The organism is Schauerella aestuarii (assembly GCF_009866805.1).
In the GTDB taxonomy this organism is placed as follows: Bacteria; Pseudomonadota; Gammaproteobacteria; order Burkholderiales; family Burkholderiaceae_B; genus Schauerella; species Schauerella aestuarii.
In genome coordinates this window covers 172,649-185,905 of the sequence record NZ_SIZW01000040.1, presented here as the reverse complement: position 1 = coordinate 185,905, position 13,257 = coordinate 172,649, and the positions used below count along the sequence as shown (strand labels likewise).

Below are 13,257 nucleotides of genomic sequence, written 5' to 3'. Positions count from 1 at the left end.
ATTCACTTCCGCCCATTCGGCGAAACGCCGCCGCGCGCGTCGGCCATCACCTGGGCCAGCGTGCGCCATACGGCGGGATGCTCGGCCATCGACACCGTGAACCGCATATAAGGCGACGGCGCTTGCGACGGTGAGTACAGGCTGCCGGGAGCGAGCAGCAACTGGCGGGCCGACCCGGCGCGGGCCAGCGCTTCGCCATCCATGCCGCAATCGGCCCACACGAACATGCCTGCGCGGGGCTCGAAGGGCAGCGTGAAGCCCAGCTCGAGCAGTCGCGCCACACACGTATCGCGCGCCGCATTGACCCGTGCGCGCACCCGCTCCACGTAACGCCGGTACGGCCCGTCGACCAGTACGCGATGCACGATGCGTTCGCCCATTTCGGGCGTGGTCAGGCCCGACAACAATTTTTCATCGGTCAACGCCCGCGTGAGCTCAGGCGCCGCTGCCAGATACCCCACGCGCAAGCTGGGCGCCATCATCTTGGAATAGCCCCCTACCCGCACCACGCGCCGCAAGCCGTCCATCGCGGCCAGATGCACGGCGCCGCCGGGATGCAGTTCGCCGTAGGTTTCGTCCTCGACGACGGTGAAGTCGTAACGCTCCGCCAACCGCAGGATGGCATGGCCATTGCCCGCCGTGAGCGCCAGGCCCGTGGGGTTGTGAACCGGGGTGTTGATGATGAAGAGCTTCGGATGGTGGCGCGCCGCCATGGCTTCGAGCACCTCGAGATCGGGGCCGTCTGCCCGGCGGGGCACGCCCACCACATTGGCGCCCGCCGCCTGCAACTGGCCGTACACCACGCACCAGCCCGGATCCTCCACCAGCACCGTGTCGCCCGGACGCACGAAGTGCCGCACGATCAGCGTGAGGGCGTGCGTCACGCCCGCCGTCGTCAGAATATTGCGATCGGCGTGCGCCGGGATGTCTTCCTGACGCAAGGCGGCGGCGATCTGCTGGCGCAGCGGCGCATAGCCCTGCGGCGCACCGTAATGCAATACGCTCGCGCCGGCCGTACGACCCACGGCACGTACGGCCGCCATCACCATATCGCCGTCCATCCAGGCCGCCGGCAACAGCCCGGCACCGCCCGGCATGCCCGGCTGCACGGTGCTGCCGAACATGCTGCGCAACAGCCAGGGAATATCCATACGCTGCGGCGCCATCGGCTCGGGCGCAGTCAGGTAAGGGCCGCCGTCACTGGGCGCGGGCGCGCGCGATTGCACGAAAAAGCCGGCGCCCCGCCGGGAGGCGATCACGCCCTGAGCAGCCAGCCGATCGTAGGCCTCGACCACGGTAAACCGGCTTACGCCCATCTGTTGCGCCATGTCGCGGATCGAGGGCAAACGTGTGCCGGCGCGCAATACGTGCTCATCGATCTGGCGCGCCAAATGGTCCACGAGTTGCTCGACCAGCGTGCGATCGGCGTCACGCACCGGTGACCATGCCGAGGCGGCGCGTTCGAGGGGCGCGTCCAGAATCGATTCGGTCGCAATGCGGGCAAGTGTCATGGTGGATCGACCGGGCCAGTTAGAAATTGAACTGATGATGTGTACCGGTACTGTACCGCTATTAACCGGTAGAGTGAAGGCCTTATCCTTCATGCATCGCCCCGAAGCACCATGCCTACCCCCGACACCGTCACCCTGCTCTCGCCCGCGTTCATCGCGCTGCTCGGCCCGCTGGTGCTGTTCATTTTCGCCAATTCGATTACGCCCGGCCCCAACAATGTGATGTTGACGGCATCCGGCGTCACCTTCGGTTTTCGCCGCACCATCCCGCACATCATCGGCATCGGTTTCGGCGTGGCGGTCATGTTGATCCTGATCGGCATGGGTGTGGGATCGTTGTTTCAGCGGTATCCGGCGGCCTACACCGCCCTGCAGTACGCCGCGGCCGCCTATTTGCTGTGGCTGGCGTGGAAAATCGCCCATGCCGGCCCGGCGGAAGCCGCCAGCAGCCGCAGCAAGCCCATGACGTTCCTGCAGGCGGCCGCATTCCAATGGGTGAATCCGAAAGCATGGGTAATGGCGCTGGGCATCGTCACCACCTATACGCCACCGGGTGCGGTGTTCGCCCATCTGGCGTTGATTGCGGCGATCTGCCTCATCATTAATGCCTCCACCACCAGCATCTGGGCCGCATTCGGCACAGCGCTGCGGCACTATTTGCGTTCGCCGGTCGTCGTACGGCGCTTCAACCGCGCAATGGCCCTCTTGCTCGTCGCATCGCTCTATCCTATTCTGATGTCATCCCACCCTTGATGCGCGTGGCCGGCAGTCCGGTCGGCGGAACCCACGGGCGCCAAGTCAGTCCAATTGTTCATGCCCGCCACGTCCCGCTCCTTTATGAAACGCGCCATCGGCGCGACCCTGTTGATCGCAGCCAGCATCGTCGGTTGCACACAACTGGACGCCTGGCAGCGCGAAGCTATTTTCTCGCCCGTCACCGAGCAACAGAGCTGGTGGCGGGATCCCCCCGAAGGCACTCAAGAGTTCGATATCGCCTTGGCCGATGGGGACAAGATCCACGCGTGGTACTGGCAAAGCCCGAAGCCCAACGCCCCCACCGTGCTTTATCTGCATGGGGCCCGCTGGAACCTCAATGGGAGCGCCTTCCGGATGGAAAGCTGGACCGACCGCGAATACTCGATGCTCGCCATCGACTACCGCGGTTTCGGCAAGTCCACGCCACGCCTGCCATCCGAAGAAACGGCCTCCGAGGATGCCGTCGCGGCATTCGCCGAACTGGTGCGACGCCAACCGGATCCGCGCAAGCGCTTCATCTACGGCCACAGCCTGGGTGGCGCGGTTGCCATCGACCTGGCATCGCGCAAGGACCTGCCGGAGTATGCCGGGCTGATCGTCGAATCGAGCTTTACGAGTATCGGCGGCATGTTGGGCACCCTCAAATACGGTTGGGTGCCGGGGCTCAACTTTCTCGTCACGCAACCCTTCGATTCGCTCGACAAACTGGCCACGCTCACCGCGCCCATCCTGTTCATCCACGGCACCGCCGATCGCGTCGTCCCTCACGAAATGAGCGACGCGCTGTATGCCGCCGCGACCAAAGTGGCGCCCGACCTGCGCCGCCTGGTCAAGATCGACGGCGCGTCGCACTCCAGTGCGGTGCGCAGCGGCAATACGTACTGGTCGGCCGTCGCCAATTTCACGCGCGACGCCACGGCGGCATACCGCCATCGCAAGGACGACGCATCGCCCGACAACGCGCGTCAGGCACGCCAGGCGGGCTGATGCGCCGATCCGGCGCCCGGATGGCAAACGCGGGCACTGCCAGTGTGCCCGATCAGTCCGGTGTATAGCGCGCCGCGCCCGTCAATCGGGCGATCGCCACGCCTGACTCCGCCAGCCAGGCCGCCATCTCCGTGCTGCCCAGCACGGCAAATTCAGCCGCGCGCTGGGCCGCCATGGCATCGGGGCTATCCGGCAAGGCCGGATGGCACATCATCAGATCGCCTTGGCGCGCATCCTGCAACCAATGCCGCACGGCATGGCGGTATCCCGCCTCGCCACCCGTGAAGTCGTACACCCCCAGCAGCCGCCGATTGCGCGCACTGTGCACCCGCCGGGCGGCGCGGCCCAATGCGTTGCTGCCCAGGCCTGCAATGACGCGCGCCTTGAACCATGCACCCACGCCCAGACCCGATTGCGGGCCAGCAGCCGTGCAGCGCAACCACGGCATGGCCGCACCGTAACGGCGGGCCATCTCGGCGATCAATTCACGGCGAATGATGGGCAACTGGTGCACATGCTGATGACCATCGATGTAATCCGGCGCGCGGCCGAACAAGGTCTCGAACGCATCGAGTTGCGCCACGATCTGCGCCCGCACCACCGCAGCCGGCAACCGGCGCGTGTAGGCCTGCTTGATCAATTGGCCAAGCGGCAGATAAAGGCCTTCGCACCCGAACGATTCAGTGAAATTCAGGTGCACACCGATGTCGATGGGCAGGGCCGCGAGCTCGCCGGGCCGCTCGGCGGCCGACGGGCCCAGCGTGAGCACGCTGGCGGCACTTAGTCGTCCTTGGGCCGCAAGGGCAAGGATGGCGCCGTCGACTTCACGATTCATCCCGAAATCGTCGGCACAGACCACGATACACTGACGCTCCGTGTTCTTGCCGCCACCCTCGCGGGTGCGTCCATCATGCTTGCGCTGGTCCATCAGCTCGGTTTCTTCGTGATCGTCGGTTGCGCCGCTGCGGCCACCCACTGGCTGATCGCCGTGGGCTGTGTGGAGTATCTGGGCCTCACGCCGCTCGCGGGCAACGTGGTCGGCTGGCTGATCGCGTTCTTCGTGTCGTTCTGGGGTCATTTTCGTTTCACTTTCCGCCAAAGCGAACAGGTCTGGCACGTGGCCGCACGACGGTTTTTCTTTATCTCGGCACTGGGGTTCGCGGTCAATCAGGCGGCCTATGCCGTGCTCTTGCATATTACCCACGTTTCTTACGAGATCCTGCTTGCTTGCGTGTTGATCGGCGTGGCGGCGATGACGTTTCTGCTTAGCCGGCTTTGGGCGTTTCGCCACAAAACGCCGTCTTGAACGCCGGATCCGTCACCACGCGCCACACGGCCTTCTTGCCGTCGATGGCCTGCGGCGAGCGGCCGCGCAGGGTGCGATAGCTTTCGCCGTCCTGCAACGTGCCCCAGAACCAGAAGGTGCGCTGCGGATCGGTGCACATCCGCGTCACCGTTTCTTCGAACGACACCAGCACGTCGTCGCCCGCATCGGTATCGAACTGGCCGGCATCCCACAACTCGCGGCGCCAGTTGTCGCGCCGGGTGATATCCGGTCCATCCCAGTCATAGACGATCCAGGCCGGCTCCCGCAGCCCGGCATACAGCGACAGATCGTACGGGTACGTATGCAGCGTCACCAGCGTATCGCCTTCCTGCATCTGCGGTCCGATCTCGGTGGCCAGGGGCTTGGCGCTGTTTTTCGCATTCGTGTCGGCCAGCCACACGCCCACCGTACAGACCAGCATGGCCACCGCAAGCGATGCGAGTCCGGCGCGTTTCACGTAGTCGGCAGGCGTACGCTGCCATGCGGTCACCACCACCTCGGCGATGAGCACCGCTATCGCGGGCAACACCGGCATGGCATACCCCACGAGCTTGTTGCTGGGAATCGAAAAGAACACGATCACCACACCCACCCATATCGCCATCAACCAACGGATATCGCTCCCGGGGGCCGCACCGGTCCAGAAGATCCGGCGCCACAAGCCGCCGCTCCAGAGCGACCACGGCAGCGCCAGGCCGGCGATCACCGGCAGATAAAACCAGAACGGCTGGGTATTGGCGAAGTCGCTTTCCACATACCGGTCGAACTGCTGGTAGACGAAGAAGTAATCGAAGAAACCGGGAAACCGCAGTTGCATCGCTACGAACCACGGCACTGCGATGGCGATGAACACCAGAATCGCGGGTGGCCAGAACAGCACCTTCCAGGCATGCCGGCGCCGCGTGGCGACGAGCCATGCCACCAGCACCACGCCCGGCAGCACGATGCCGATCAAGCCTTTGGCCAGCACCCCGAGCGCCGCGGCCACGGCAGCGGCCGCGATCCAGCGCCGCCAGGCGCGCCCGGCATCGGCCTGCAGCACCGCCGCCGCGCCCGCCATGATGCTCATGCCGATGAACGATGCGACCAGCATGTCGAGATTGGCGAACTGCGCGCCGCCGAAAAAGAATGGCTGCGTGGCAAGCACGACCGCCGCGGCTGCCGCCACCGTTGCGCCGCGATAGTGGCGCACGAACGCATAGGTGGCCAGCACCGAGGCCCAGGCAGCCAGCCATGACGGTGCGCGCGCCGTCCATTCGTTGACGCCGAAAAGCCGGAACGCGACTTCGGCAATCCAATAGAACAAGGGGGGTTTGTGAACGTAGGGCAAGCCGTCCATGAGCGGCACGAAGCCGCTGCCGGCCCGCAGGGTGTCCCACGCCACGCCGGCGTAACGGCCCTCTTCAGGCATCAACGGACGCAGCCCGGCAAAAATGCCGAGCCACACACCGATCGCCAGCAGAAGCCAAAACGCCGGGATACCTCCCGGCGTCGACCGTGGTGAACTGCCGGTCATGATTATTCGGCGCTCGGCTCCGTGCGTGCCGCACGACCCAGGCGGTCACGCACCACATACAGCGGGCGTCCCTTCACTTCGTCGAAAATCCGGCCGACGTATTCGCCCACCACGCCCAGCGACACCATATTGATGCCGGCAAAGAACAGCAGCGCGCAAACGATCGTGGTCCAGCCATCGACCTGATGACCGTATTCGAAATACTCGGCCACGAGATACGCGCCATAACCGAACGACGCCAGCGCAAACATGAAACCGACCAGGCTCAGCATGCGCAACGGCCACGTGGTGAAGGCCGTCACGCCGCTCATCGCCAGCTTGATGAGTTTCACCGGCGTGAACTTGCTTTCGCCGTGGATGCGATCGGCGGGGGTGTACGGGAAAGCTTCGGTCTTGAAGCCCACCCAGGCGTAGAGGCCCTTCATGAAACGCGTGCGCTCGGGCAAGGCATTCAAGGCGTTGACCACCTTGCGGTCCATCAGGCGGAAGTCTCCGGCGTGGGCCGGTACGTCCACGCGTTGACCCCCGCTCACCAGGCGGTAGAACCATTTCGCGCCCTGGCGTTTGAACCAGGTTTCGTCGTCGCGGTTTTCACGCACGGCATACACCATGTCCGAACCCGCTTTCCAGCGTGCCAGCATATCGGGGATCAATGCCGGCGGATGCTGCATATCGGCGTCCATGCAGATCACCACATCGCCATCGCACGAATCGAGGCCGGCGCTGATGGCGGCTTCCTTGCCGAAGTTGCGCGACAACTGCAGGTAACGGAACCCCGGGACGGTGGTCCATTCGGCCATCAATTGCGCGGTATCGTCGGTCGAGCCGTCATCCACCACCACCACTTCCCAGTTGCGGCAGGTACGGTTGAGCAGAAGCATCAGGGTGGGCAGCATCACGCGCAGGTTGGCGGCTTCGTTCAAGCCGGGCACCAGCACGCTCACATGCGAGTCGTAAAACACCGAGCCGTCGGCTCGGGTCGAAACGGCGTTGGCCGTCGATTCAGCGGAAAGAAGTTCCGGGAACAGCGCATCCGGGCGAGACTCGATATGCATGACACCACTCGACGAAAAATAGAGATCGGGAAACAACGCCCCTACTTTGATCCCGCGATCGTTGAATTTTCATCAAATCTCGTTACTTCGCGCCTTCTTTTAGTAACGGATAGGGATTGATTGCGCCGCCTGTCGCATAAACGCCATAGTGCAAGTGCGGCGGAGTGCCCCGGGCGTTGCCCGTGTCGCCCACAGTGCCGAGTTCGGTGCCTGCGGCGACCCGATCGCCGGCAGACAGATCGGCTTGCGTATCGAGGTGTGCATAGTAATGCCGCTGCCCGCCGGGTCCCAGCACCCACACCACATTGCCGCCGAGACGATTCGTACCCACGCGCGTCACCATGCCCTCGGTGGCGGACAGCACCGGCGTGCCGCGCTTGGCGAAGATATCCAGGCCCTCGTGCTTGCGGGTGCTGCCGCGCGGCGCGCCGTAAGTATTGGCGATCTGCCTGAACGACACGCCCGCCACCGGCACGGGCAACGCTACCGGGGCATCCGCCATCGAGAGGCGCGCGGCGTAAAACGGTGCCGTTACCTTCGCCATGATGCCGGTGGGCAAATGAGGCTGGACGAAGGGCCAGCTCAACCAGATCGCGCCGGCGGCCACCACCCATCCCAGCAGCTTGAGTACCGGGCGATGGGCTGTGGAGGGCAACGTGACGGTTTCGGGTGTGGAATCGGTCATTAACTGTCAGACTACGGGTTTCCCCCGTGAGTTCCCATGAAGAAGACCGACCTCGAAAAGAACAAAGCCCTCAAATTGATGGGCGATCTCAAGCATGCCCAAACGCCGGCCCGCTTCGGCCAGGGTGCCGCCGCGCCGGCCATCGATCGCCGTGAACAACGCCGCCTGGATCAGGCTGCGGGTCTGGTGTCGTTTCCGGTCAAGCTGCCGCAGGAGCTGGTCGACCAGCTCCGCGCGCGCGCCCAGACCAGCGGCGAGCCGATCAACGATGTCGTCGCCACACTGCTGACCTCAGCATTGAAAGGCTGACGTGCACATCTGGGTCGACGCCGATGCGTGTCCAACGGTCATCAAGGACATCCTGTTCAGGGCGTCAGACCGATGGGAAATGCCGCTGACGCTGGTGGCGAACCAGATGTTGCGTACGCCGCCCTCGCCGCGCATTCGTGCCATTCAAGTGCCGCGCGGTTTCGACGTGGCCGACGCCTATATCGTCGAACGCCTGCAACCCGGCGATCTGATCATCACCGGCGATATTCCGCTTGCCGCGCAGGCACTGGAGAAAGGCGCTTTCGCCATTCATCCCCGCGGCGAACGCTATAGCGCCGACACGATCCAGGAACGCTTGGCCGTGCGCGACATGCTCGACGCCCTGCGCGGTACCGGCGTGGATACGGGCGGCCCGCCCGCCATGGCGGCCAGTGACCGCAAAGCATTCGGGAATACCCTGGACACTTTGCTCGCCCGCCACGCCCGGCCCCGCTGACGTTACAAATGCATAGTCTTATTTCCAGCAAGTCGTTGGAATTGTCATAAACCAGGGATAGGATAGAGATCGATACATAGAGAAGACTAAAACGTAGGAAGAAACACCATGCTTCGCACCAGTCCCCAACTCATGGGCCGCGTTCGCGCCCGCCGCCAGCAAGAAATCCGACACCAAGAGCTCCAATTGCGCCAAGCCTTTTTCGAACGCCAGCCTGTTGCTGCCAACGATCAGAAAGCGCCCCTCTCGCAGATCAAGCCCGCCGCCTAAGTGGCGTGGCGGCACCCGCCGCCTCGAAGTCATCGCCAGACGCATCCTGCGGTGAGCGCTCCCCCTTTTTGACAAGCACTCCCGAACCCGCCGAATGAGGCGGATCGTTGGGCTGCGCCCTTTCGCATCGCCGTTTCGGCGTGCCTGCCGTCCAGATCAAGCCTGCGGATCGCTGCGCGCCCGCTCTCGAAGCAGAAATTTCTGAATCTTGCCGGTCGACGTCTTGGGCAACTCGCCAAATATCACCGTCTTGGGCACCTTGAACCGTGCCAGATGCGCGCGGCAGAACGCCAAAATGCTCTCGGCATCCGTGTGGCGGCCGGCCTTCAAGGTCACGAACGCGCACGGCGTTTCGCCCCAGGTGGTGTCGGGGCGCGCGACCACGGCGGCTTCGAGCACATCCGGATGGCGGTACAACACCCCCTCCACCTCGACGGTCGAGATATTCTCGCCCCCGGAAATCACGATGTCTTTCGCGCGATCCTTGATTTCGATATAGCCGTCGGGATGCATGACGCCCAGATCGCCGGTATGAAACCAGCCGCCGGCAAACGCGGTCTCGGTGGCCGTAGCGTCATGCAGATAGCCTTTCATGATGGTGTTGCCGCGAACCATGATCTCGCCCATCGTCACGCCATCGGCAGGTACGGGCAGCATCGCGTCGTCCATCACCGTGGCATGTTCAAGATTGAGCTTGCGCACCCCGATGCGCGCCTTGATGGCGGCGCGGGCCGTCAGATCGAGCGCATCCCATTCGTCGTGCCAGGCGCACACAATAGACGGCCCGTAAGTTTCCGTCAGGCCATAAAGGTGCGATACGCCCACGCCCAAGGCCTCCATCGCCTCGATCACCGCAGCGGGCGGCGCGGCACCGCCCGTCACCACCTGCACCGGATGCGGCGCGCGCCGCTGCACAGCGGACGGCGCATTGATCAGCATGCCCAGCACCACGGGCGCTGCGCTGAAAAAACCGACCTTGTGATCGACGATGGCGTCGAAAATCGCACCGGCTTCCACGCGGCGCATGCACACGCTGGTGCCGGCCAATGCCGCCAGGGTCCATGCAAAACACCAGCCGTTGCAATGGAACATCGGCAGCGTCCACAAGTACACCGCATGCCGCGGCATCCCGCACGCGATCACATTGCCGGTTGCATTGAGATAGGCGCCGCGATGGTGATAGACCACACCCTTCGGACTACCCGTGGTGCCGGAGGTGTAGTTCAGACAGATCGCGTCCCACTCGTCGGGCGGGCTGTAGTCGTGCGGCACACTTGAGGCTGCTGAGGGCGCCGCTGCGGGCCGGTCGGCGTCAACGTCTTCCCGCCGATCGAAAGCGTAAGTGCCGTCATCGGCCAAGACCGCGTTGCTCAACCAAGTCTCGTAATCGATGTCGCCGACGTCGCCATGTTCGCCCTCGAAAAGCGCATCTTCGATGCGCACCACGCGGATCGGATGCGTGGCTTGCGCGATCACCTCGCGCACCAGTGGCGCGAATTCGCTGTCGTAGAGCAGCACCTGCGCGCGCCCGTGATCCAGGATGTAGGCAAGCGTGGGCGCATCCAGCCGCGTATTCAACGCATTGAGCATCGCGCCCGACATCGGCACGCCGAAATGCGCCTCATACAGCGCCGGCGTATTGGGTGCCAATACCGCCACCACATCGCCGCGTGCCACGCCCCAGTGCTGCAACGCCGCCGCCATACGCCGGCAGCGCCTGTACGTGGCCTGCCACGTTTGCCGCAGCTTCCCGTGAATCAGTGCGGTGCGTTCGGGATACACGTAGGCCGACCAGGCGATGAAGCCCAGCGGCGTCAGCGGCACATGATTGGCCGCATTGCGCGGTAATGCATCCACAGTCGACATCCCCTCTCCTCGTTGTCACGCCGCAGCGCACGCCCGTGCGCCGCGCAACACACCGAACCTTCCATTCCTCGCGCGGCATTTCAGCCGCGGAATACCTGCTCTGCCAACGCGCTCAGGCGCCGCAGCGCTCGGCCGCCTGCCATCCCAACGCCGCCAGCGGTGCCACTTTCGCCCCCATCGCTGCGCCGTCGCCCGATGCCGCATTGCCGGCTTTGGCGCGCGCGTAAACGCCCTGCAGAATGGCGGCGATACGAAAGAAACTGTAGGCCAGATAAAAGTCCCAATCGTCGGGCGGTGCAATGCCCCGGGCCTGGCAATACGTCGCCACGAACGTGGCCTCGTCCGGGATGCCGAGACGATTCAGATCGCTGCCTGCAAACCCGCGCCACAGCTCGGAGCCGACACGCCAGCACATGCAGTGATAGGCGAGATCCGCAAACGGATGGCCCAGCGTCGACAACTCCCAATCGAGCAATGCCAGCGCCTGCGGGCGATCGGCCGCGAAAATCAGGTTATCGATGCGGTAGTCGCCATGCACCAGGCAGGTGGCCTCATGTGCCGGGATACGCTGCGGCAGCCAGTCGATCAAGGCATCCATGGCCGCGATCGGCGCGGTTTCCGTTTCGCGATACTGACGGCTCCAGCGCGCAATCTGGCGCTCGAAGTAATTGCCCGCGCGGCCGTAGTCCGCAAGTCCCACTGCAGCCACGTCCACATCATGCAACGCCGCCAGCACGCGTCCCACTTCGGCATACACCGCGCCCCGCTCGGGCGGCTTCAGGTCGGGCAAGGCCGGATCCATGAACGTGCGGCCGGGCACAAAATCCATGAGGTAGAACGGCGTGCCGACGATCTCGCGGCTCGCGCAGTAATGATGCATCCGCGGCACCGGAACCGGTGTGGCCTGCAAGGCCTGCATCACGCGGTACTCACGATCCACCGCATGCGCCGAGGGGAGCAACTGCCCCGGCGGTTGCTTGCGGAGCACCACCGTATCGCCACCTGCCGCGATGAGGTAAGTAGGATTGGACTGGCCGCCGGCAATCGGCGTGATGCGCGCGTCTTCAATGCCGCCCGGCAGTACGTCGTGCTGCGCAAGATAGGTCAGCAGCGCCTCGCGCCAGATGGGCGGGGTGCCTCGATCGTCGCCACTCATCGCGGCCCGCCCGCCGGCTCGCCCACGCTCGGCACGCGGCCGTGCTCATCCTCCACATCCCACTTCCAGAAGTCGTCGCCTTCGTCGATGAGGTGACGCGCCAACACCATCTTGTGCACTTCGGATGCGCCGTCGACCAGACGGGCCTGACGCGCATAGCGGTAGATCCATTCGAGCGGCGTGTCCTTCGAATAGCCGCGCGCGCCATTGAGCTGCAACGCGGTGTCGACTGCCTTGTGCAGCGTTTCGGAGACGACGATCTTGGCCATCGAGACTTCCTTGCGCGCGAAGTGACCTTGATCCAGCCGCTCCGCCGCGCGCATCGTCAGCAGCCGGCCAATCTCGATCTGCATGGCGGCCTCGCCCAATAGCCACTGCACCCCTTCGCGATCGGCCAGGCGCTGACCGAAGCTGTGGCGCTCGGACACATAGTCCACGCCGATCGCCATGGCGCGACGCGCCAGGCCCAGCCAGCGCATGCAGTGCGTGAGTCGTGCCGGCCCGAGGCGAATCTGCGTGAGCTTCAGGCCGTCGCCCACTTCCATCAGGCGATTTTCATCCGGAATCTCAAGCCCTTCGAACGCGATCTCGCAATGGCCGCCGTGCTCCTCCGGACCCATGATGGGAATGCGGCGCTCGATCCGCCAGCCCGGCTGCGACGCATCGAAGAGAAAGGCCGACAAGCCCTTGCGGGCGTCATCCGACGTGCGTGCAATGAGAATGAAATGCTGCGCCACGCCGGCGCCGGTGATGAACCACTTGCGGCCCTCGATCACCCACTTGTCGCCGCGCCGTGTGGCGGTGGTGCGCATCATCGACGGATCGGAGCCGCTGCCCGGGTGCGGCTCGGTCATCACGAACGACGACCGCACGCGGCCATCGATGATGGGCTGCAGCCAACGCGCCTGCTGATCGGGCCGCGCCACCTTGGCGAGCACCCGCATATTGCCGTCATCGGGTGCGGCCGCATTGAACGTGACCGGGCCGAAGATCGACCGGTTCATCTCTTCGTAGCATGCGGCCAGCCCCACCATCGACAGGCCTTGACCCCCCAGCGCACGGGGCATCTGCAACGCCCACAGGCCATCGGCGCGCGCCTGGGCCCGCAACGGTTCGAGCACCGCTTCACGGATGTTGTCGTGCTCGTCGTAATTGGCGCGATCGGCCTCGACCGGGATCAGGTGCGTATCGACGAACGTGCGGATGCGCGTACGATAATCGTCGATCTCGGGGGACAGAGAAAATTGCATGCCTTGCCTCCAATGGCGCCGCGCCGTCATGCGCGCCGCAAGTTAATCGATCCGTGCAGCACGCCCAAGCGCCGCGATGTTCGACGCGATCGGGCGAGCCTCGCCGTGAGCC

Annotated in this window: 14 protein-coding genes; 6 read left to right on the top strand and 8 right to left on the bottom strand. The window is 64.6% G+C overall.

From position 1 onward, the window contains the following. Nucleotides 1-2 precede the first annotated feature (2 nt). Nucleotides 3-1,436 (bottom strand): aminotransferase-like domain-containing protein, encoded by a 1,434-nt coding sequence (locus EYW45_RS07635; protein ID WP_328703619.1) that lies wholly within the window; start codon nt 1,434-1,436, stop codon nt 3-5. Between the two features lie 186 nt (nt 1,437-1,622). On the opposite strand from EYW45_RS07635, the gene EYW45_RS07630 reads away from it, so the two are divergent. Both EYW45_RS07630 and EYW45_RS07625 read left to right on the top strand, forming a co-directional pair. Next, nucleotides 1,623-2,264: a LysE family translocator gene (locus EYW45_RS07630; protein WP_161134794.1), complete on the top strand. Its 642-nt coding sequence runs from the start codon at nt 1,623-1,625 to the stop codon at nt 2,262-2,264. A gap of 60 nt (nt 2,265-2,324) precedes the next feature. Beyond that, complete coding sequence (locus EYW45_RS07625; RefSeq protein WP_161134793.1) at nt 2,325-3,254, top strand: alpha/beta hydrolase; 930 nt, start codon at nt 2,325-2,327, stop codon at nt 3,252-3,254. A gap of 52 nt (nt 3,255-3,306) precedes the next feature. On the opposite strand, the gene EYW45_RS07620 is transcribed toward EYW45_RS07625, so the two are convergent. Next, entirely contained in the window at nt 3,307-4,182 is an 876-nt protein-coding gene (locus tag EYW45_RS07620) for a ChbG/HpnK family deacetylase (RefSeq protein WP_202444637.1), read from the bottom strand. Between EYW45_RS07620 and EYW45_RS07615 the strand changes: the two genes are divergently transcribed. Then, complete coding sequence (locus EYW45_RS07615) at nt 4,165-4,560, top strand: GtrA family protein (protein ID WP_202444636.1); 396 nt, start codon at nt 4,165-4,167, stop codon at nt 4,558-4,560. The two genes, EYW45_RS07620 and EYW45_RS07615, sit on opposite strands and share 18 nt — an antisense overlap. Here the strand turns inward: EYW45_RS07615 and EYW45_RS07610 are convergent. From EYW45_RS07610 to EYW45_RS07600, 3 genes are all read right to left on the bottom strand, one after another. Beyond that, nucleotides 4,520-6,097 (bottom strand): ArnT family glycosyltransferase, encoded by a 1,578-nt coding sequence (locus tag EYW45_RS07610; protein WP_161134790.1) that lies wholly within the window; start codon nt 6,095-6,097, stop codon nt 4,520-4,522. The two genes, EYW45_RS07615 and EYW45_RS07610, sit on opposite strands and share 41 nt — an antisense overlap. A 2-nt stretch (nt 6,098-6,099) precedes the next feature. Further along, complete coding sequence (locus EYW45_RS07605) at nt 6,100-7,152, bottom strand: glycosyltransferase family 2 protein (protein WP_161134789.1); 1,053 nt, start codon at nt 7,150-7,152, stop codon at nt 6,100-6,102. Between the two features lie 82 nt (nt 7,153-7,234). After that, entirely contained in the window at nt 7,235-7,837 is a 603-nt protein-coding gene (locus EYW45_RS07600) for a M23 family metallopeptidase (protein WP_161134788.1), read from the bottom strand. A gap of 36 nt (nt 7,838-7,873) precedes the next feature. Here EYW45_RS07600 and EYW45_RS07595 point away from each other — a divergent pair, with 36 nt between their 5' ends. The 3 genes from EYW45_RS07595 (at nt 7,874) to EYW45_RS07585 (ending at nt 8,873) form a co-directional block, all read left to right on the top strand. Continuing rightward, nucleotides 7,874-8,146: a hypothetical protein gene (locus EYW45_RS07595; protein WP_161134787.1), complete on the top strand. Its 273-nt coding sequence runs from the start codon at nt 7,874-7,876 to the stop codon at nt 8,144-8,146. Nucleotide 8,147: 1 nt separating this feature from the next. Further along, the gene (locus tag EYW45_RS07590) at nt 8,148-8,603 is read left to right on the top strand and encodes a YaiI/YqxD family protein (protein ID WP_161134786.1); all 456 of its coding nucleotides are present in this window, start codon (nt 8,148-8,150) and stop codon (nt 8,601-8,603) included. Between the two features lie 108 nt (nt 8,604-8,711). Then, the gene (locus EYW45_RS07585; protein WP_161134785.1) at nt 8,712-8,873 is read left to right on the top strand and encodes a hypothetical protein; all 162 of its coding nucleotides are present in this window, start codon (nt 8,712-8,714) and stop codon (nt 8,871-8,873) included. A 156-nt stretch (nt 8,874-9,029) separates the two neighbouring features. On the opposite strand, the gene EYW45_RS07580 is transcribed toward EYW45_RS07585, so the two are convergent. The 3 genes from EYW45_RS07580 to EYW45_RS07570 all read right to left on the bottom strand — a co-directional run bounded on the left by EYW45_RS07580 (nt 9,030) and on the right by EYW45_RS07570 (nt 13,145). Further along, nucleotides 9,030-10,739, bottom strand: a complete 1,710-nt coding sequence (locus EYW45_RS07580; protein WP_161134784.1) for an AMP-binding protein — start codon at nt 10,737-10,739, stop codon at nt 9,030-9,032. Nucleotides 10,740-10,851: 112 nt separating this feature from the next. Continuing rightward, a complete protein-coding gene (locus tag EYW45_RS07575; protein ID WP_161134783.1) occupies nt 10,852-11,895 on the bottom strand; it encodes a phosphotransferase in 1,044 nt (347 codons plus the stop codon). After that, nucleotides 11,892-13,145 carry an acyl-CoA dehydrogenase family protein gene (locus tag EYW45_RS07570; RefSeq protein ID WP_161134782.1) on the bottom strand — a complete coding sequence of 418 codons (1,254 nt, stop codon included), beginning with the start codon at nt 13,143-13,145 and terminating at the stop codon, nt 11,892-11,894. Before EYW45_RS07570 ends, EYW45_RS07575 begins: the two co-directional genes overlap by 4 nt. Nucleotides 13,146-13,257: the final 112 nt, after the last annotated feature.